This window comes from Caballeronia sp. TF1N1 (genome assembly GCF_022878925.1).
Classification (GTDB): domain Bacteria; phylum Pseudomonadota; class Gammaproteobacteria; order Burkholderiales; family Burkholderiaceae; genus Caballeronia.
The window spans coordinates 1,420,251-1,440,105 of sequence record NZ_CP084626.1 but is presented as its reverse complement, the minus strand read 5'-3'; the positions used below and the strand labels follow the sequence as shown (position 1 = coordinate 1,440,105).

Sequence of the window (19,855 nt, the reverse complement as noted above, 5' to 3'; positions counted from 1 at the left end):
TTCAGGCGTCGGCAGGAAAGGCGTAGGGCAGCGGCACGAATTCGAGCGCGGGGCCATCGGCGGCGCCGACGTGCACCGAGCCGTTATCCAGCGACGCCAGCTTGATCTCGACGAGACAATCCACGCCGCCGCCTTCGGCCGGCGCCACGTTGACCACCATGCCGCAAGGCTGACCGGGATCGGCCGAATGGAACAGCTCGGCGCCCGGCGTGGCCGATTCGCCGTGCGCGAGCGCCGTGCGTCGCTTGATCGTGCCGCGATATTGGCTGCGCGCGACGATCTCCTGTCCCGGATAGCAACCCTTCTTGAAGTTCACCGCGCCCAGCACGTCGAAGTTGACCATCTGCGGGACGAACCGCTCGGTCGTCGTCTGCGTGATGCGCGGCTCGCCCGCATGGATGTCGAGCCAGTCCCACAGCGCCGGTCCCGCGCGCCGCAACTTCTCGCCGAGCTCGGGCAGTCGTGCTTCGATATCGGCCCTCGGGCCGACCCACAGGAAACGCGGCCGATGCGCCGCATCCGGCACACGAATCAGCGCGCCATGCGGACCTTCCACCTTGACATGCACGCCGTCGGGCAACGCATCGAAGATGCCGGAGAGCGCCGCGCGCACATCGCCCGCAAAGCCGACTGCCGCGAGTTCCGGCGTCGCGTCACTCAGTTTCGCCTTTGCGCGCAGCACGAACATGGACAGACGCTTTTGCACGGGCGCCTGGACATCGTGCGAGATCAAGAGACGCACGGTATCGGCTGAACGCCACATGAGAAACGAACCCAGCAGGCGTCCCTTCGGCGAGCAATAGCCCGCGAGGCGCGCCGTGGATGCGTCGAGATGCTGGACGTCGTTGGTGACCTGGTTGTGCAGGAACGAAGCGGCATCCTCGCCCTTGATGTCGATCACGCCGAACTGCGTGAGCGGCACGAAAACGCCCGCTGTCTTCACGGCTTCGAAGTCGTCGGCGGGAATGGCGCTTGGAGCGGAACCGGGGGAAAGCTGGGTTTGGGAATTCATGGCGTCAAGTGCGGTCAATCCTGTCAGTCGGTCCGGCCGGTCAAACTGACCGGGGCGCAGGCGGGCAAGTTATTATATTGGTCTTATTCCTAGTGTGTCTGGCATGTCCCTTTTCAAGAAATGCGTCGTGGCGGTGGTGATCGTCGCGGTGCTCGCGGCGGCGCTCGCAGGTGGCGTCTATTACTGGGCCAATCGGCCGATGAACCTCACGCCCGCCGAACTCGACGTCACCATCAAGCCTCACAGCAGCCTGCGCAGCGTCAGCGCCCAGTTGATTCGCGGCGGCGTGCCGGTCGAATCCGAGCTTTTCGTGTTGATGACGCGCGTGCTCGGGCTTTCGTCGCAGCTCAAATCCGGCAATTACGCGTTCAAAAGCGGCGTGACACCCTATGAAGTGCTGCAAAAGATCGCGCGCGGCGACGTCAACGAGTACGTGGCCACCGTCATCGAGGGCTGGACGTTGCAAAAAATGCGCGCCGAACTCGACGCCAACTCCGCGCTCGCGCACGACACCGCCGGCATGTCCGACACGGACCTCTTGCGTGCAATCGGCGCGCCCGAGGTGGACAAGGCATCGGCGGAAGGACTGTTTTTCCCGGATACCTATCTTTTCGACAAAGGCACGAGCGACCTCACGGTCTACAAGCGCGCGTACCGGATCATGCAGCAGCGGCTCACCGAAGCCTGGAACACGCGCTCGCCGAATTTGCCTTACAAGACGCCTTACGAGGCGCTCGTCATGGCGTCGATCGTCGAGAAGGAGACGGGGCGCGCAACCGACCGGCCGCTCGTGGCGGCGGTGTTCGCCAACCGGCTGCGGATCGGCATGCCGCTACAGACCGACCCGACCGTCATCTACGGCCTCGGTCCGGCTTACGGCGGGCATCTGAAGAAAAAGGATCTGCAGACCGACACTCCGTACAATACCTACACGCGCATGGGTCTGCCGCCCACGCCGATCGCGCTGCCCGGCGTGGCCGCGCTCACCGCGACGCTCAATCCCGCCGCGAGCAATGCGCTCTATTTCGTGTCGCGCGGCGACGGCAGCAGCATCTTTTCCGACAACCTGGGCGACCACAACAAGGCCGTCGACAAATACATCCGGGGTCAGTGAATGGCGCGGGGCAAGTTCATTACTTTCGAGGGTATCGACGGAGCGGGCAAGACCACGCATCTGGAGTGGTTTCGCGAGCGGCTCGCCGAAAAACTCGCCGCGCACGCGCGCTCGGTCGTGATGACGCGCGAGCCGGGCGGCACACCGCTCGGCGAAACGTTGCGCGGCATTCTGCTGAATCAGCCAATGGACCTCGAAACCGAGGCGCTCCTCATGTTCGCCGCGCGCCGCGAGCATCTCGCGCAGGTCATCGAACCGGCGCTCGCGCATGGCGACTGGGTGCTGTCGGACCGTTTTTCGGATGCCACCTTTGCTTATCAGGGCGGTGGACGCGGTCTGCCGCGCGACAAGCTGGAAGCGCTGGAACGCTGGGTGCAGGGCGGTTTTCAGCCGGACCTTACCGTTCTGTTCGACATTCCGACGGAGACCGCGAGCGAACGCCGTTCGGCCGCGCGCGCGCCGGACAAGTTCGAGAGCGAATCGGAGGCATTTTTTAAGCGCACGCGCGCCGAATATCTGCGGCGCGCGGCCGAATCGCCGCAGCGGTTTTTCATCGTCGATTCGAGCCGGCCCATCGACGATATCCGCACGCAGCTCGAAGATGTCATCGCGAGCCTTTGATCCACGCTCAAGCAACGCCTAACCCACTGAACCGCCGATGATTTATCCCTGGCAAGCCAACGACTGGCAGCGTCTCCAGCAGCTACGCGCGAACTGGCCGCATGCGCTTTTGCTGCATGGCGAAGCGGGCATCGGCAAGCTGCAATTCGCGCAGCATCTGGCGAAGGGGCTGCTGTGCGAAACGCATCTGCCGAGCGGCGAGCCGTGCGGTACGTGTTCCGCTTGCCTGTGGTTCTCGCAGGGCAATCATCCCGACTACCGCGCGGTGTTGCCCGAGGCGCTTGCGGGGCTTGGGGCGGCAGGCGCGGATTCTTCCGCCGATGCATCCGCCGAGAAAGCCGAGAAAGCCGATGGCGACGAAGGCAAGAAGAGCCGCGCGCCGAGTAAGGAAATCAAGATCGAACAGGTACGCGCGCTGCTCGACTTCTGCAGTCTCGGATCGCATCGCGGCGGCTTGCGTGTCGTGCTGCTGTATCCCGCCGAAGCGCTTAATGTCGCGGCGGCCAACGCGCTCTTGAAAACGCTGGAAGAACCGCCTTCGGGCGTCGTGTTCCTGCTGGTGTCGGCGCGTATCGACCGCTTGTTGCCAACCATCATCAGCCGCTGCCGACAGTGGCCGATGAGCGTGCCGCCCTTCGACGAAGCGCGCGCGTGGCTTGCGTCACGAGGTATCGACGATGCCGCCGGGCTTCTCGCGCAAGCGGGCGGCGCGCCGCTCAACGCGCTTGCGCTCGCGAGCGACGAGAACCGCGCGCTGCGCGATTTCACGTTGGCGCAACTTGCGGCCGGCCCGAACTGCGACGCCTTCGCGTGCGGCGAGAACCTGCAGAAACTGCCGGTGCCGCTGGTGCTCGGCTGGCTGCAACGCTGGCTTTACGACGTACTCGCCGAGCGCACGGCAGGCCGCCCGCGCTATTTTCCGGGCGCGGCCAAGGCGCTCGCGCGATGCGCCGCCAGCGCCGACCCGGCCGCGCTTTCGCGCTACATGAAAACCGTCACGCGGCAACGCGCCGTGGAGAATCATCCGTTGAACGCGCGTCTCGTGTTCGAGGAACTCTTCATGGGCTATCGCGGCATCTTCGCCTGAACCTGAACGCAATCACGCCATGAGTCTTCAATATCGAGACGCCACGCTGGACGACCTGCCCGCCATCGTCGCCATCTACAATTCGACGGTCGCCTCGCGCCTCGTCACGGCCGACCTCGATCCGGTTCCGGTCGAAAGCCGCCTTGCCTGGTTTCACGCGCACGGACCGGACAAGCGTCCGCTGTGGGTCGTGGAAGAGGGCGGCGAAGTCATCGCGTGGCTGAGCTTCTCTGATTTCTACGGCCGTCCGGCCTACGCGCGCACGGTCGAAGTGAGCATTTATCTCGACGAACGCGCGCGCGGCAAGGGGCTCGGCAAGCAGTTGTTGCACGAAGCGCTGGAGCGCGCGCCGACGCTTGATGTGGATACCGTGCTCGGCTTCGTCTTCGGACATAACGAGCCGAGCATGAAGCTCTTCGGCAGCTTCGGTTTCGAGTCGTGGGGCACGCTGCCGCGCGTCGCGGTTCTGGACGGCGTCGAGCGCGATCTCGTCATTCTCGGCTTGCGGCTCGGCGCGAGAGCAAAGGAGTAGCGAATGTTCGTCGATTCCCACTGTCACATCAATTTCGAAGGCCTCGCCGACCGGCTGCCCGAAGTGCTCGACAAGATGCGCCAGCAGAAGGTCACGCACGCGCTTTGCGTGTCGGTGGATCTGGAGACGCTGCCATCGGTGCTCGATATCGCCGAGCGGCACGAGCACATCTTCGCATCGGTTGGCGTGCATCCGGACCACGAAGACGCAACGGAACCGAGCGTCGCGCAACTAGTGGAACTGGCGCGGCATCCCAAAGTCTGCGCAATCGGCGAGACCGGGCTCGACTATTACCGGCTGGAAGGCCGCAGCATCGCCGACATGGAATGGCAGCGCGAGCGCTTTCGCAACCACATTCGCGCGGCGCACGAGACCGGCAAGCCGCTCATCATCCATACGCGTTCGTCGGCGGAAGACACGCTGCGAATCATGGAAGAAGAACGCGCGAGCGTGCCGGGCGGCGTGATGCATTGCTTCACCGAGACGTGGGAAGTGGCGCAAGCCGCGCTCGCGCAGAACTTTCATATTTCGCTTTCGGGCATCGTCACGTTCAAGAAGGCCGAGGACGTGCACGACGTGGCGCGGCGCGTGCCGCTCGAACGTCTGTTGATCGAGACCGACTCGCCATATCTCGCGCCGGTGCCGTATCGCGGCAAGCCGAATGAACCAGCTTACGTGAGCTATGTCGGACGTCACATCGCGCAGTTGCGCGAAGAGACGGACGAAGCGGTCGCGAAAGCCACCACCGACAACTTCTTCCGGCTGTTCAAGATCCCGCCGGGCGCGCAGGCCGTCTGACCGGCACGCTCGGCGAGAACCACTGTTTCAAAGGCAATCCAAAGGTTCACTATGAATAAATCCCCGATGTTTTCCTCGCGTGAAGCGGGACAAAGCAAGCGCACGAGCACACGTTCGAGCACGCGGCAAATGTTGGTCGGCGTGCTGCTCGCCGCGTGCGCGTTCGCGCAACCCGCGTTGGCCGAGTCCGTGGACGCGCTCATCAAGGACGTCAAGTTCGACGACATCTCCTCGGTCAAGAAGGCGCTTTCGCAGGGCGCGGACCCGAATACCGTCGACAACACGGGCGCACCGCTCATCGTGATCGCCGCGCGCGAGAAGTCGGACAAGGTAGGCCAGGCGCTTGCCGACAATCCCAAGACCGATCTGGAGAAGCAGGACCCGGCCGGTGAAAACGCGATGATGCTCGCCGCGCTCAACGGCGACGCGACTTTCGTGAATCTCCTGATCGCCAAGGATGCCGAAGTGAACAAGAAGGGCTGGTCGCCGCTGCACTACGCGGCAACCAACGGTCATGACGATATCGTGAAGATTCTGCTCGACCATTCGGCCTATATCGATGCCGGCGCGCCGAACGGCACGACGCCGCTCATGATGGCCGCGCGCGGCGGGCATCTGTCCACCTGCAAGCTTTTGCTCGACGAAGGCGCGGACTTGCGCGTGAAGAACCAGCTTGGCATGACGGCTGTGGACTTCGCGAAAAAGTACAACGAGAAGGACGTCGCGGAAGGCCTGCAGGCACGCCTCGACGCCATGCCGGCGGCCTCGACGGGCGCCGCAAGCAGCACAAACAGTGCAAAATAACGTAACCACGGGGAGCGGGCGGCCAGGCGCGGCCGCCGCGCCCCTTTGAGCCGCCGCTCCACATAAAAGGAAGACCATGCTGCGGAAATTCGTCTTCGCCTGTGTTCTCGCCACGCCCGTCAGCGCGTTCGCATTCACTGGCAGCGATTTAAATCAACTTTGCACCAAGACCGACCCGAACTCCCGTACTGCCTGCGCGGCCTATATCGAAGGCGCCGCGGACGGCGTGTATAACACCATCGAGGCAATTGGCGGAACCTCCGGCCCGCAAGTCGGCCAATACTTTTGCCTGCCCGCCGAAGTCAAGCCGCAACAACTGACCGATGCAGTGCGCAAGTACATCGCGGACAATCCCGACAAGTCCGGCTTCAATGCGACGACCATGGTGTCGCTCGGACTTGGCAAGGCGTTTCCCTGCAAGGCGGAACGTTGATCGCAAGGCTTCGAGGCGGGCAGCGAATTTGCTTGATGCTCGACGCCGCCCGCCTCTGCACTTGAAGACGTAGAAGCCGACCTGGACGCCGACTAAAGACGCACCCCGGCAGCACGAACCGCGCACGATGCGTCCGACATGGCGCATAGTGGCGAGGCTCGTGCACGCGGCCGCCGTATCCACCTTCCTGCGAGGCTGATCCCGCGACGCTCATGCTTTCTTTCGACCGCTTTCTCGATCTAGCCGAGCGCCCGCTCGGCACCTGGCCCGGCGCGCTGTGCGCCGCCGCCATCGCACTGATCGTCGCCATCGGGGTGCATCGGATCGGTGCGCGCGTCTTGACGCGCGTCGCGCGGCCGTATCCGCTGATGAGCACGGTGCTGCGCTACATCGACGCGCCCGCGCTCGTCCTCATCATCATGCTCGCGTTCGGCTTCGTGATCTTCGAGGCGCCGGACACGCTGCCGCTCATCGGCGTATTGCGCGATATCGAAACCGTCGCGTTGATCGGTGCGCTCACGTTCCTCGCCGCGCGTTCGGCGAGCGCGGTGGGCGAGGCGATCGTGCAGGCGCATCCGCTCGATACCGACGACAATCTCAACGCGCGCCGCATCCACACGCAGGCGCGCGTGCTGGCGCGCTCGGTCATGGTGGTGATCGTGATCATCGGTTTTGGCGGGGCGCTCATGGCGTTTCCGAGCGTGCGGCAGATCGGCGCGAGCTTGCTGGCTTCCGCCGGTGTGGCGGGTTTGGTCGCGGGTATCGCCGCACGGCCCGTGCTCGGCAATCTGATCGCCGGCTTGCAGATCGCGCTGTCCCAACCCATTCGTCTCGATGACGTCGTCGTGATTCAGGGCGAGTGGGGCCGCGTCGAAGAGATCACGGGTACCTATGTGTCGATCCGCATCTGGGACCAGCGGCGGCTGATCGTGCCGTTGCAATGGTTCATCGAGAATCCGTTCACCAACTGGACGCGCAATAGCTCGCAGATCATCGGCACGGTGTTTCTTTTCGTCGATTACCGCATGCCGATCGCGCCGCTGCGCGCGGAACTCGAACGCATTCTGGCGAGCGCGCCGGAGTGGGACGGTCGCGTGCAAGTGCTGCAAGTCACCGATGCCACCGAGCACGCCATGCAATTGCGCGCGCTCGTCAGTTCCTTCGACTCCGCGCTCAATTGGGATTTGCGCTGCCGGGTGCGCGAAGGCTTGCTGAATTTCGTGCAGGCGGCGTATCCGCAGTATCTGCCACGCGCACGGGCCGATCTCTCCACCGACAGCAAGCACGTGGACTTCGCGCCGCCGCTGGAACGCGCCAACACGGCATCGCCCACCACCGCGAATACCGCGGCGGACCCGGTCGCGAGCCGGGGCGAGCGCACGGGTCCCGATCCGCGCGCGAACTCGGCGGCATCGACCGCGCCGGTGGATGCGCTGAAGCGATAGAAGCGACAGAAATTTCAAGCGAAGCACCGCAACCGAATCATCGTAGTCAGCAAACGAAAAAGGAATACTCATGAGCCGTCTCGTCGTCGTATCCAACCGGGTCGCTACCCCGACCGAAACCAAGGGCTCTGCGGGCGGCCTCGCCGTCGGCGTGTTCGGCGCGCTGAAAGACAGCGGCGGCGTGTGGTTCGGCTGGAGCGGGGACGTGGTGAGCGAGACCGTCGCGAACCAGGGGCCGACGCTGCAGCAGGACGGCGCGGTGACGTTCGCCACCGTCGGCCTGCCGAAGAAGGACTACGACCAGTACTACCGCGGCTTTTCCAACGCCATGCTGTGGCCGGTTTTCCACTATCGCAACGATCTCGCCGTCTACGATCGTGACGAATACGCGGGGTATCGGCGCGTGAATTCATGGCTCGCGCACAAACTCATCAAGCTGCTCGAACCGGAAGACGTGATCTGGGTGCACGACTATCACCTGATTCCGTTCGCCGAGGCGTTGCGCAGCGCGGGCGTGACGAATCGCATCGGCTTCTTTTTGCATATCCCGTTTCCGTCGCCGCAAATTCTCTTGAACATTCCGCCTCACGAGGAGCTCGTCAAGTCGCTGTGCTGCTATGACGTCGTGGGCTTTCAGACCGAGGGCGATCAGACCGCGTTCCACGATTACATCGTGCGGCACGCGCACGGCACGGCGACGCCCGACGGACATGTCGAAGCGTTCGGTCGCAAGCTCACGACGGGCGTCTACCGCATCGGCGTGTTTCCGGACGAGATCGCCGAACAGGCCGAGCGCGGCGAAGCGCGTCAGGATGTCATGGACCTCAAGCAGAGTCTGGAAGGGCGCAAGCTCATCATGAGCGTCGATCGGCTCGATTATTCGAAAGGGCTTGTCGAGCGCTTTCGCGCGTTTGAGCATTTTCTGGAGAAGTCGCCGGAATGGCGCGGCAATGTCACGCTCGTGCAGATTGCGCCGCCTACGCGCTCGGACGTGGAGACGTATCAACAGATCCGCCAGAATCTGGAATACGAAGCAGGGCGCATCAACGGGCGCTATTCCGGCCTCGATTACACGCCTATCCGGTATCTGAATCAGCGTTACGACCGGTGGAAGCTGATGTCGCTGTTTCGCGAATCGCAAGTCGGGCTCGTCACGCCCTTGCGCGACGGCATGAATCTCGTCGCCAAGGAATATATCGCCGCGCAGAATCCCGACGATCCGGGCGTGCTCGTGCTGTCGCAATTCGCCGGCGCGGCCGCGGAAATGACGGGCGCGGTGATGGTGAATCCGCATGACATCGTCGGCACCAGCGACGCCATCTCGCGCGCACTCGCCATGCCGCTCGCGGAACGCCGCCAGCGCTACGAAACCAACATGACTTCGCTGCGCAAATACGATCTGGGCGTGTGGCGGGACAATTTCCTTGCCGATCTTCGTGGCAAACCGCGCAAGAAGCCCGCGCCGGCCATGAAAAAGAACCCGTAACCGCCATCCGAAGCGATTGTTTCGGACCTGTAACAGAGCGATGAAAGTGAAATAGGCGGCGGTGTTGACGCATGAGCCGTCGATAATGACATCACGTGCCAAACCAGCGCGCAAAACGAGCGCGCCGTCGCCTAGGGCAAACCTCGTTATCCAGACCTTACGGCCTACTGTCATACTCAACACACGTTCAGGCGACTTGCCCGAACGTTTAGGGAACTTGGCGCGACCTTTTCGCATGACGCGAGAACGAGCATTGCAGCGCTGACGCCGGCCGGCACGAAGTTCACGGCCGACAGGGAGACGAGAACGATGAGAATTGCCCAGATTGCCCCGCTGACGGAATCGGTGCCGCCCAAGTTGTACGGCGGAACGGAGCGCGTCGTCTCGTATCTGACCGAGGCGCTCGTCGAGCTCGGTCACGAAGTCACGCTTTTCGCCACCGGCGACTCGCAAACCAAGGCGAATCTCGAAGCCGTCTGGCCGCGCGCGTTGCGTCTGGACCCGGCCATTCGCGACCGCATCGCGCCGCACATGCTGCTGCTGGAAATGGTGCGCCGCCGCGCGGAAGATTTCGATGTCCTGCATTTCCACATGGACTACTACTCGTTCTCGCTGTTCAAGCGCCAGGACACGCCGTTTCTCACGACCATGCATGGCCGGCTCGATCTGCCTGAGCAGCAGCCGGTTTTCGATACTTTCAACACCGCGCCGGTGGTGTCCATCTCCGATGCGCAGCGTCATCCGCTGCCGCAGGCGAAGTGGGTGACGACGGTTTATCACGCGCTGCCGGAAAAGCTCTACGAACCGCAACCGGTCAAGCAGGAATATCTCGCATTTCTCGGGCGCATTTCGCCGGAAAAACGCGTGGATACGGCCATTCGCATTGCCGGGCGTTGTGGCTTGAAGATCAAGATCGCCGCCAAGGTGGACGCGGCGGACCACGAATACTTCGAACGTGAGATCGCGCCGCTTTTCAAGCTGCCGTACGTGGAATATATCGGCGAGATCAACGACAGTCAGAAGGCCGAGTTCTTATCGGGCGCGCATGCCTTGCTTTTTCCGATCGACTGGCCGGAGCCATTCGGTCTGGCGATGATCGAGTCGATGGCGTGCGGCACGCCTGTCATCGCGTTCAATCGCGGCGCCGTGCCGGAAGTGGTGGACGAGGGCGTCTCGGGGTTCATCGTCGAAGACGAGATCGGTGCGGTGGCCGCCGTGAATCGGCTGCATACGCTGTCGCGCGAAGGCGTGCGCAAGCGTTTCGAGGAGCGCTTCACCGCGCACCGGATGGCGCGGCAGTATATCGATGCGTATCAGTCCGTCGTGCGCGCGCAGAAGCGCTCGCGCTTCAAGCTGATCGATCGCGCGACGACTTAAGTCCGCAACGCGAAAGCACAAAAAAACCGCCGTGTGCCGCGACCGTCAAGTCGCGACACACGGCGGTCATGCTTTGTCGACGCCAAAAGCAGCAAAACGCGCGGCCAGGCCGCGCGAGCCGGCTTTTACATCTTCAGGCGCGTCACCTTCGTGCCTGCCAGCGATACGTCGGCCATCAAGCCGGCGTTGGTCAGCACGAACGCCTCGACCGGGCTGGTGGCCGTGTTCGTATCCACCGCGCCGTTTGCGCCCATCTTCACGAGTGCCACGGATGCATCCGCGCCGGCAGACCAGCCGTCCGAATTGCGGAATTTGTCGAGCGCGTCTTGCGTCATGAACAGGAAGATCAGCGACTTCGACTGCGCGCCTGCCTGCAGGCCGAACGAGCCGGATGTCGTGCTGTAGTAGCCGACCGTGCCGCCGCCCACGCGCAGTGAACCCTTGCCGTATTGGGCGCCGACGATGAAGCCAGCCTGAATGACGGACGGAAACACCAGAATGCCGCGCGACTTGGCGACCAGTTCGCGCGAACCGGCGACGGTCGAATAGAGGCGCTGGATTGCGCTGTCGACGTCCGCGTCGATGGAGCGGCGGTCGTCAGCGGTGCCTGCGGCCTTTTCCTGACCCGTGTTGGAATTGGTCGTACAACCCGCCAGCGTGAGGCCGCCAAGTGCCAGCACAGCCGTCGACTTGAGCATGAAGTTTCGTCTTTGCATCGTTGTTCTCCATCGTGGAATTTGGGAAACCCCATTAGATCGGGAGGGTGAGGTTCGCCAAGTTATAGCACAGCACCGTGCAACCACCAGACCCCGCCGGATGACCCGAAAAATTGCTTCGAACCAACCCGCGCGCAGTGCCGCCGCTCCCTTCGGTAACTTTGACTTGGCAAGCTTACTCCCAATCTGTCACTGATATCGTTGTTGCGTAGCTACACGACTAAAACCTTCGTCATGCGATACAGCGCAACGCTCACACGGAAACCGCTCGATTGGAAAGACCTGACAGCGCGTTTTCGCCCGAACCGTTTCCGTATGGCTTGCATTTATTTCACCGCACGGCCGTCGATGTTACGCCGCGGCCGCTGTCACCAGTAGCAACGACCGTTCCCGACCCGGCTTCAAGGGTGACTCGTCGTTTTTACTTTGGGCGCGGGCGGGGCTGCCGAAGCGTTTTGCTCGCCTGGCGTGCGCCGTAGCAGTCGTCGAATGATGCCGATTACCATGCCGAGCACGAACAAAAATGCAGCAGGAACGACCCAGTAGCCGACGAACGCGTGCCAGAGATAACCCGCGAGCGTGGATTTGCGATGATCGTATTCGTCGAGCGCTTCCTGATGCTTGCCCGCATTGGCGCTGAGGATGTCGGCGGGACAGCCGGCGGCGCGCGCTTCGTCGGGCGCGCCATGACAGCGAGCCGCGGCGCCCGATGCGCGTTGGGCATCGGTCAGTTCCCACGTGGATAGCGACTTTTGCAGATCGACCGTGTTGTAGGCCATTTCGTCGCGTACTTCGTTGACCGCGACGATCATCACCGGCACGAGCCAGAAGGTGATCGTGACGAGCCACCGCCTGAACCAGCGGTTCTTGTGTCTCCATGCCATCCATTGCCTCCGTGCGAGGCATGACGCCCCGCTAGACGAGCGGCGGCCGATGGCGTGTTTCTTCGAATATTGGGGGCCGCCTTCGCGCCATCTTAGGAGAAAAAGACGACGGTGCGAATCATTTGCTTGGGTGCAGTGCAATATCCCCAAGCGGCAAGTGGCGAAGGATGGGCGCCGCGCGATGCCGCGCGGCGCATTCCGCAATGCCGGCAATCAGCCTTTGTTGCTGAGGCAGCTCTTCATGAACGCCTTGCGGTCGTCGCCCTTCTTGCCGGATGCCTGACCATTGCACGCGGTCATCTTCTCTTGCTGGGTCATGGGCGCGGCGGCGGGCGCCGACGACGACAGACAACTCTTCATGAACGCCTTGCGCTCATCGCCTTTCTTGTCGGCTGCCTGCTTGTTGCAGTCGGTCATCTTCGATTGCTGGCTGTTGGCGGCGAACGCCGGGCTCGCGCTGATCGTGAGGCTGGAAACAGCGATGACTGCTGCAAGGGCGGTGGCTCGAATGATCATGTGACGCTCCCTGATTTGAATGAAGTTTGTTCTTTGGACGACGAATGCCGGATGCGCTCCTGACAAGCACGCGCCATCCGCCCGTGCATTATGGCAAACCGAATATCACTGATGTGTGGCATCGGGTGAAATCGGGAGACGAGAGGGAATACGCCTTGCAAACGGCTTTCGCGATAAGGCAAAAGAGCGCGCGTATGCAGCTCGCTGTAAGACCGGCATGTTCATGGACGCCTCGAGAGTTTTTAGTGCAGCATTCAGAAAAGGCGGCTGTCCTACCCACGGCCGCCACCAACGACAAGGAGCACGCGCATGTCCACTCCGCTATCCGATCACTACAAGGGTTTCGAAATCAAGGTGCAGGCTTTGCGGCGCGCGAAGGAGCGTGACGAACCCGACGACGGTCCGCGCCATTTCGATATCGTCACGACGATATCCCGCAGCGCGCACGGCGACAGCGGCCGCACCGCGATGTTCGGCGTGCCCGATCAGGAACCTTTCGAAAGCCCGATCGACGCGGTGCGCGCGGGCATCGACTACGCGCGCAAGATTATCGACAACGAGATCGAAGGCGAGTCGGTGGAAGACCTTTGAAACCCTTGACCACAAGCACATTGCATCCGCCAACGGCCGCGGCTGGCGGCTTTCTTCTTGCGAATGCGGTCGAGCCATCATTTCGGCGCATGTTCAAAGCGCCCACTACACGTTAGCCCGATTGACCCGACGCCGCTTCGCAACGAGAATCGACGGCGGGCAAACGTTGAACAGCATTGAAAGCAGCGACTGGACATTCGCGTTTGCCAACGCTCGTCAGGCTATGAGATTGACCAGAATCAGTTTCGCCCAGACAACTCAAAACGAAAGTACTGGAGGAGATCCATGAATCGAAACATCCGCCGCCGCGTGCTGTCGGCCGCCGTCGCGCTGATCGCGTGCTCCGCGCTGCCGTTCGCATCGTCGTCCGTCTTTGCGCAGACGCCGGCCAAGCCGAAGGTCGCGCTCGTCATGAAGTCGCTCGCCAACGAGTTCTTCCTGACCATGGAAAACGGCGCGAAGGATTATCAGCAACACAACTCCGGCCAGTTCGATCTCATCACCAACGGCATCAAGGACGAAACCGATACCGCCGCGCAGATTCGCATCGTCGAGCAGATGATCGTCTCCAAGGTCGACGCGCTCATCATCGCGCCAGCGGATTCGAAGGCGCTCGTGCCGGTGATCAAGAAGGCGGCGGACGCGGGCATCATCGTCGTCAATATCGACAACCGGCTGGACCCGGACGTTTTGAAGTCGAAAAATCTGAACGTGCCGTTCGTCGGTCCGGACAACCGCAAGGGCGCGAAGAAGGTCGGCGACTATCTGGCCAAGCATCTGAAGAAGGGCGATGAAGTGGCGATCGTCGAAGGCGTGACCACGACGACCAACTCGCAGGCGCGCAGCGCCGGCTTCAAGGACGCGATGGAAGGTGGCGGCATGAAGGTCGTCGCGCTGCAGTCGGGCGACTGGGAAATCGACAAGGGCAACGCGGTCGCCTCGCAGATCCTGAACGCGAACCCGAACGTGAAGGCGCTCCTGTGCGATAACGACAACATGGCGATCGGCGCGGTGTCGGCCGTGCGCGCGGCAGGCAAGGCGGGCAAGGTGCAGGTGGTCGGCTTCGACAACATCACGGCCATCAAGCCGATGTTGAAGGACGGCCGCGTGCTCGCCACCGCCGATCAATACGCCGCAAAACAGGCGGTGTTCGGGATCGACGTGGCGCTGAAGGCGATTTCCGGCAAGAAAAAGCAGTCGGAGCTGTCGACGGTCGTGGAAACGCCGGTCGAACTGATCACGAAGTAGGCATGACATGACGAGCTGCTGCCTGTCGTCGCACGCGGCGATGCAGCAGTCAGCTCCGCCCGCCGGAACACGGAGCGGGCGCAAACCTTCACTACGGCATGAATGCGCGAGCCTCGGTCCATTCAAGTTTCGCGGCTTTCATGCCGATAAAGCACGAACGAGCGCGTTTGAACGTCGACGTAGGCCCTTGCCTGCGCGGCGCTTTGCGCCAAGCCGTCGGGCCCCAAGCGGAACACAAAGCGAGGATGCGTAGCCAATTCCATGGCGCCCCTTTCGAGGAGCGAACGACGTGAACGATGCCAGCGTGCTGACAGTCAGCGGGGTCGGCAAGACCTATGTCGAGCCGGTGCTCGCGGACGTCACGCTCGACCTCGTGCCGGGCGAAGCGCTCGCGCTGACGGGCGAGAACGGCGCGGGCAAGAGCACCTTGTCGAAGATCATCGGCGGCCTGGTGAACCCCACGGCCGGCACGATGACGCTCGCCGGCAAGCCGTACACGCCGCAAAGCCGCACCGAGGCCGAAGCGCTCGGCGTGCGCATGGTCATGCAGGAGCTGAATCTGCTTTCGACTTTGTCGATTGCGGAAAACCTGTTCCTCAACCGCCTGCCGAAAAAAGGCGGCTTCGGCTGGATCGACCGCAAGAAGCTCGCTGAAGATGCGCGCCACGCAATGGCGCAAGTCGGGCTCGACGCCATCGACCCGGACACGCTCGTGGGTGCGCTCGGCATCGGGCATCAGCAAATGGTGGAGATCGCGCGCAACCTGATCGGCGATTGCCGCGTGCTGATCCTCGATGAACCGACCGCCATGCTCACCGCGCGCGAAGTCGATTTGCTGTTCGAGCAGATCGACCGCCTGAAAGCGCGCGGCGTCGCGCTCGTGTACATCTCGCACCGGCTCGAGGAATTGCGCCGCGTTGCCGAGCGCGCGGCCGTGCTGCGCGACGGGCGTCTCGTGCATCTCGGACCAATGGCCGAACTGTCGAGCGATCGGCTCGTCACGCTGATGGTCGGACGCGAACTCGGCGAGCGTATCGACCTGGGCGAGAGAAGAATCGGCGGCGTGGCGCTGAAGGTCGCCGGCATGACGCGCGGCAGCGTGGTGCGCGACGTCTCCTTCGAAGTGAAGGCGGGCGAGATTTTTGGGGTGAGCGGGCTGATCGGCGCGGGCCGCACCGAACTTATGCGCCTGATTTACGGCGCGGATCGCGCGGATTCCGGCACGGTCTCGATTGCGCACGGCGGGCAGGCGTTGCGGCCCGTTGCCGTGAATTCGCCATCGGATGCGGTGAAGCACGGCATCGCGCTCATCACGGAGGACCGCAAGGGCGAGGGCCTGCTGCTTGGCTTGCCTATCGCCGCGAACGTTTCACTGGGTAATCTCGACGCGGTGTCGCGTCACGGCGTGATCGACACGAAGCGCGAAGCCGCGCTCGCGCAGACGCAGATCGACGCCATGCGTATCCGCACATCCGGGCCGGCGCAGGCCGTCTCGGAACTGTCGGGCGGCAATCAGCAGAAAGTGGTGATCGGCCGCTGGCTCGCCCGCGACTGCACCGTGCTCCTGTTCGACGAACCGACGCGCGGCATCGACGTGGGCGCGAAGTTCGATATCTACGGGCTCATGGGCGCACTGGCGCGCGAAGGACGCGCGCTCGTGGTCGTGTCGAGCGATCTGCGCGAACTCATGCTGATTTGCGACCGTATCGGCGTGATGTCGGCGGGACGGATGACGGGCGTGTTCGAGCGCGCCAACTGGACGCAGGATGCGCTGCTTGCCGCAGCCTTCGCGGGCTATGCGAAACGCGAAGCCATGCTGCACGAGCCGCTCGCGCCGGACGCGAAGCCGCCCGAACAAGACCAAAAAGTGGAGCACTGAATGACCGGTCAGACTCAAGCCAATCTGCCTGCCGATGCGCCGAAGAGTCCGAAGGGCATCGGCACGCGGCTGGGCTTTTCGAATTACCTCGGTCTCGTCGGCGCGCTCGCCGCGATGATCGCGCTGTTTTCGGTGCTGAGTTCGCACTTCCTCACCTACGAGACGTTCAGCACCATCGCCAACCAGATTCCGGATCTGGTCGTGATGTCGGTCGGCATGACCTTCGTGCTGATCATCGCGGGAATCGACTTGTCGGTGGGGTCGGTCCTGGCGCTCGGCGCATCGGTCGTGAGCGTCGCCGCGTTGAAGTGGCATTGGCCCGCGTTGCCGTCCGCGCTGATGGGCATGGCCGCCGCCGCGCTGACGGGCACGCTGACCGGGCTCGTGACGGTGGCGTGGCGCATTCCGTCGTTCATCGTGTCGCTCGGCGTGCTGGAAGCGGCGCGCGGCGTCGCCTACCAGATGACCAATTCGCGGACCGCGTATATCGGCGACGCCTTCGACTTTCTGTCGAATCCGATCGCTTTCGGCATTTCGCCGTCGTTCGTGATCGCGGTTGCCGTGATGATAATTGCGCACCTGGTCTTGACTCGGACGGTTTTTGGCCGATATCTCGTAGGAATAGGCACGAACGAGGAAGCCGTGCGGCTTGCGGGCGTGAATCCGCGTCCTTACAAGGTAATCGTTTTCGCGTTGATGGGCGCGCTCTCCGGGCTCGCCGCGCTATTTCAGATTTCGCGCCTCGAAGCCGCCGACCCTAACGGCGGCGCGGGGCTGGAGTTGCAGGTGATCGCGGCGGTGGTGATCGGCGGAACGAGTCTGATGGGCGGGCGCGGCTCGGTCATCAGCACGTTCTTCGGGGTCTTGATCATTTCCGTGCTGGCGGCGGGGCTCGCGCAGATCGGCGCGAACGAACCGACCAAGCGCATCATCACCGGGGCGGTGATCGTGGTGGCGGTCGTGCTCGACACGTATCGCAGCCGGCGTAAGCGGGCTTGACGGGGAGCGCCAGGCGAATTCGACCAAGGAGCAAAGGGTAAGGCAGTACGGCGCGCACGGGGCGCGCCGGGATGACAGGCAGCATGCAGCAAAGACCAGGGCGATCGGGGAAGCGGCAGCATTACGCCGTAGCTGACGGGAACAGCGAGACCAAAAAGCGCACGCGAGGCCAGTGCGCACCGAACGCCTATTTCAAATAAGAGAGCAGCAGCACAAAGATAGCGAAGGACGATGTATGGCGACGATAAAAGACGTGGCAGCCATTGCCGGGGTGTCGTTTACGACGGTGTCCCATGTGGTCAACAATTCGAGGCCGGTATCGGCCGATGTCAGGGCGAAAGTAGAACGGGCAATTCGTGAACTCGATTACGTGCCCTCGGCCGTCGCGCGTTCGCTGAAGGCGAAGTCCACCGCGACCATCGGCCTCCTGGTGCCGAACGCGACGAACCCTTATTTCGCGGAACTCGCGCGCGGCGTCGAGGACGGCTGCGCGAAGAACGGCTATTGCGTATTCTTCTGCAATTCGGACGACGATCCCGCGAAGCAGCGCCACTACCTGCGCGTGCTGCAGGAAAAGCGCATCGACGGGCTGGTCATTGCATCGGCGGGTGAGGATTCGGTGCTCGCGCACAGCCTTTCCGGATCGCGCGAACCGCTCGTGATCGTTGACCGGAATATCGAAGGCGTCACGGCCGATCTCGTGCAGATCGACCACGAGAAGGGCGCGTATCTCGCCACGCGGCATCTGCTGCAACTCGGGCATTCGGAGATCGGCTGCATTACCGGGCCGGTCGCGACGGCGGTGAGCGCTATGCGTCTGCATGGCTTCATTCGCGCGATGGCCGAACGCGGTATCGAGATCGAGCCGAACGCGATCGTGCAGAGCGATTTCTCGGCGACAGGCGGTTACGCGGCAGCATCGCAACTGTTCGACTCGATGAAGCCGACGGCCATTTTCGCGTGCAACGACATGATGGGCATCGGTGCATTGCGGGCGGCCGCGGAACGCCATATCAACGTGCCGACGGATTGCTCGATCATCGGTTTCGACGATGTCGAACTCTCGCGGTACACGTATCCCGCGCTCTCTACCGTCGGACAGTCGGTGCGCGCGCTCGGCGAAATGGCCGCGCAAACGCTGATTGAGCGGATCACCGGCAAGCTCGCGGGCAATACGCGGCGGCGCGTCGTGGCGCCGCGTCTCGTGCGGCGCGAATCGACGGCGGTCGTGCACGAGGCGCGACGCGCCGGATAGAAGTTGGAAGCAACACAAGGAGCGTAATGAGCGACAAGTCAATAGCCAAGCAAGGCCGCGTCACCGTGGTCGGCAGTCTGAACATGGATCTGGTCGCACGCGCGCCGCGTCTGCCGAAACCCGGCGAGACGCTCGCAGGCCACGCGTTCGCGCAAGTGCCGGGCGGCAAGGGCGGTAATCAGGCGGTGGCGGCGGCGCGTCTGGGCGCGGAGGTCGCGATGATCGGCTGCGTCGGCGACGACAGCAACGGTGCGACGCTCAAGACGAGTCTCGAGGCGGAAGGCATCGACTGCGCCGCGGTGGCTCTCAGCACCGACGCACCGACGGGTGTCGCGCTCATCATCGTCGACGATGCGAGCCAGAACGCCATCGTGATCGTGGCGGGCAGCAACGCAAAGGTGACGCCCGAGAGCATCGCGTCTCGAGAGGCGCTTCTTGCGCGCGCCGACGTAATCGTTTGCCAGCTGGAAACGCCGCCGGACACGGTGCGCGCGGCGCTTGCCGCCGGCCGGCGTCTGCAGCGCACGACCATCCTCAACCCCGCGCCCGCCGCGAACGAGTTGCCGGCCGACTGGTTCGGCCTCGTCGATTATCTGATTCCGAACGAACTCGAAGCCGCGACGCTGTCGGGCATTGCCATTTCCACACCCGACGATGCGCGCCGCGCCGCGCACGCGCTCCGGCAAAAAGGCGCGCGCAACGTGATCGTGACGCTCGGTGGGCAGGGCGTCTTCGCGCTGCTCGAATCAGACGGTAACGGCGACGACGGCGGCCAGCACTTGCCTTCGCCGAAAGTGCAGGCTGTCGATACCACCGCGGCGGGCGATACCTTCATCGGCGGATTTGCCGCCGAACTTGCGCGCGGCTCGGCGGTGCTCGACGCCATCGGTTTCGGCCAGCGCGCCGCCGCGCTTGCGGTCACGCGTGAGGGCGCGCAGCCTTCGATTCCGCATCGCAGCGAAATTTCCGCATAAGTGTTCAGTTTTCGCTGAAAACCGGCGCGTAGCTTGCGCCGTTCTTTTCGTCTGATGAAATAAATATCCTCAAGCCAGTCCCTT

The 19,855-nt window shown here is 63.2% G+C and carries 20 protein-coding genes; 16 read left to right on the top strand and 4 right to left on the bottom strand.

From position 1 onward, the window contains the following. Nucleotide 1: 1 nt before the first annotated feature. A complete protein-coding gene (locus tag LDZ28_RS06650) occupies nucleotides 2-1,012 on the bottom strand; it encodes a folate-binding protein YgfZ (protein WP_244827900.1) in 1,011 nt (336 codons plus the stop codon). A 103-nt stretch (nucleotides 1,013-1,115) separates the two neighbouring features. Between LDZ28_RS06650 and mltG the strand changes: the two genes are divergently transcribed. The 10 genes from mltG to LDZ28_RS06600 all read left to right on the top strand — a co-directional run bounded on the left by mltG (nucleotide 1,116) and on the right by LDZ28_RS06600 (nucleotide 10,709). Continuing rightward, on the top strand, nucleotides 1,116-2,126 hold the full coding sequence (gene mltG / locus LDZ28_RS06645; RefSeq protein WP_244827899.1) for an endolytic transglycosylase MltG: 1,011 nt from the start codon (nucleotides 1,116-1,118) through the stop codon (nucleotides 2,124-2,126). Further along, on the top strand, nucleotides 2,127-2,747 hold the full coding sequence (gene tmk, locus LDZ28_RS06640) for a dTMP kinase (protein ID WP_244827898.1): 621 nt from the start codon (nucleotides 2,127-2,129) through the stop codon (nucleotides 2,745-2,747). 37 nt (nucleotides 2,748-2,784) lie between these two features. After that, entirely contained in the window at nucleotides 2,785-3,834 is a 1,050-nt protein-coding gene (locus tag LDZ28_RS06635; RefSeq protein WP_244827897.1) for a DNA polymerase III subunit delta', read from the top strand. 19 nt (nucleotides 3,835-3,853) lie between these two features. Further along, nucleotides 3,854-4,366, top strand: coding sequence for a GNAT family N-acetyltransferase (locus LDZ28_RS06630; protein WP_244827896.1), 513 nt, complete (start codon nucleotides 3,854-3,856; stop codon nucleotides 4,364-4,366). 3 nt (nucleotides 4,367-4,369) lie between these two features. Next, nucleotides 4,370-5,164 carry a TatD family hydrolase gene (locus LDZ28_RS06625; protein ID WP_244827895.1) on the top strand — a complete coding sequence of 265 codons (795 nt, stop codon included), beginning with the start codon at nucleotides 4,370-4,372 and terminating at the stop codon, nucleotides 5,162-5,164. A gap of 51 nt (nucleotides 5,165-5,215) precedes the next feature. Continuing rightward, entirely contained in the window at nucleotides 5,216-5,968 is a 753-nt protein-coding gene (locus LDZ28_RS06620) for an ankyrin repeat domain-containing protein (RefSeq protein WP_370652110.1), read from the top strand. A 76-nt stretch (nucleotides 5,969-6,044) separates the two neighbouring features. After that, nucleotides 6,045-6,401, top strand: a complete 357-nt coding sequence (locus LDZ28_RS06615; RefSeq protein ID WP_244827894.1) for a Rap1a/Tai family immunity protein — start codon at nucleotides 6,045-6,047, stop codon at nucleotides 6,399-6,401. Nucleotides 6,402-6,613: 212 nt separating this feature from the next. After that, complete coding sequence (locus LDZ28_RS06610) at nucleotides 6,614-7,846, top strand: mechanosensitive ion channel family protein (RefSeq protein ID WP_244827893.1); 1,233 nt, start codon at nucleotides 6,614-6,616, stop codon at nucleotides 7,844-7,846. A 70-nt stretch (nucleotides 7,847-7,916) separates the two neighbouring features. Further along, nucleotides 7,917-9,332, top strand: coding sequence for an alpha,alpha-trehalose-phosphate synthase (UDP-forming) (otsA, locus tag LDZ28_RS06605; protein ID WP_244827892.1), 1,416 nt, complete (start codon nucleotides 7,917-7,919; stop codon nucleotides 9,330-9,332). Nucleotides 9,333-9,641: 309 nt separating this feature from the next. After that, on the top strand, nucleotides 9,642-10,709 hold the full coding sequence (locus LDZ28_RS06600) for a glycosyltransferase family 4 protein (protein ID WP_244827891.1): 1,068 nt from the start codon (nucleotides 9,642-9,644) through the stop codon (nucleotides 10,707-10,709). A gap of 125 nt (nucleotides 10,710-10,834) precedes the next feature. On the opposite strand, the gene LDZ28_RS06595 is transcribed toward LDZ28_RS06600, so the two are convergent. The 3 genes from LDZ28_RS06595 to LDZ28_RS06585 all read right to left on the bottom strand — a co-directional run bounded on the left by LDZ28_RS06595 (nucleotide 10,835) and on the right by LDZ28_RS06585 (nucleotide 12,825). Continuing rightward, nucleotides 10,835-11,425: a YSC84-related protein gene (locus LDZ28_RS06595; protein ID WP_244827890.1), complete on the bottom strand. Its 591-nt coding sequence runs from the start codon at nucleotides 11,423-11,425 to the stop codon at nucleotides 10,835-10,837. Nucleotides 11,426-11,826: 401 nt separating this feature from the next. Continuing rightward, nucleotides 11,827-12,309, bottom strand: coding sequence for a hypothetical protein (locus LDZ28_RS06590; RefSeq protein WP_244827889.1), 483 nt, complete (start codon nucleotides 12,307-12,309; stop codon nucleotides 11,827-11,829). A gap of 213 nt (nucleotides 12,310-12,522) precedes the next feature. Continuing rightward, on the bottom strand, nucleotides 12,523-12,825 hold the full coding sequence (locus tag LDZ28_RS06585) for a PsiF family protein (protein WP_244827888.1): 303 nt from the start codon (nucleotides 12,823-12,825) through the stop codon (nucleotides 12,523-12,525). Between the two features lie 309 nt (nucleotides 12,826-13,134). On the opposite strand from LDZ28_RS06585, the gene LDZ28_RS06580 reads away from it, so the two are divergent. The 6 genes from LDZ28_RS06580 (at nucleotide 13,135) to rbsK (ending at nucleotide 19,771) form a co-directional block, all read left to right on the top strand. Beyond that, nucleotides 13,135-13,416 carry a hypothetical protein gene (locus LDZ28_RS06580; RefSeq protein WP_244827887.1) on the top strand — a complete coding sequence of 94 codons (282 nt, stop codon included), beginning with the start codon at nucleotides 13,135-13,137 and terminating at the stop codon, nucleotides 13,414-13,416. 285 nt (nucleotides 13,417-13,701) lie between these two features. Continuing rightward, nucleotides 13,702-14,664: a sugar ABC transporter substrate-binding protein gene (locus LDZ28_RS06575; protein ID WP_244827886.1), complete on the top strand. Its 963-nt coding sequence runs from the start codon at nucleotides 13,702-13,704 to the stop codon at nucleotides 14,662-14,664. A 289-nt stretch (nucleotides 14,665-14,953) separates the two neighbouring features. After that, nucleotides 14,954-16,543, top strand: coding sequence for a sugar ABC transporter ATP-binding protein (locus tag LDZ28_RS06570; RefSeq protein ID WP_244827885.1), 1,590 nt, complete (start codon nucleotides 14,954-14,956; stop codon nucleotides 16,541-16,543). Continuing rightward, the gene (locus LDZ28_RS06565; protein ID WP_244827884.1) at nucleotides 16,544-17,542 is read left to right on the top strand and encodes an ABC transporter permease; all 999 of its coding nucleotides are present in this window, start codon (nucleotides 16,544-16,546) and stop codon (nucleotides 17,540-17,542) included. Between the two features lie 235 nt (nucleotides 17,543-17,777). Continuing rightward, entirely contained in the window at nucleotides 17,778-18,797 is a 1,020-nt protein-coding gene (locus tag LDZ28_RS06560) for a LacI family DNA-binding transcriptional regulator (RefSeq protein ID WP_244827883.1), read from the top strand. Nucleotides 18,798-18,823: 26 nt separating this feature from the next. Then, a complete protein-coding gene (rbsK, locus tag LDZ28_RS06555) occupies nucleotides 18,824-19,771 on the top strand; it encodes a ribokinase (protein WP_244827882.1) in 948 nt (315 codons plus the stop codon). The last annotated feature ends 84 nt before the right edge of the window (nucleotides 19,772-19,855 follow it).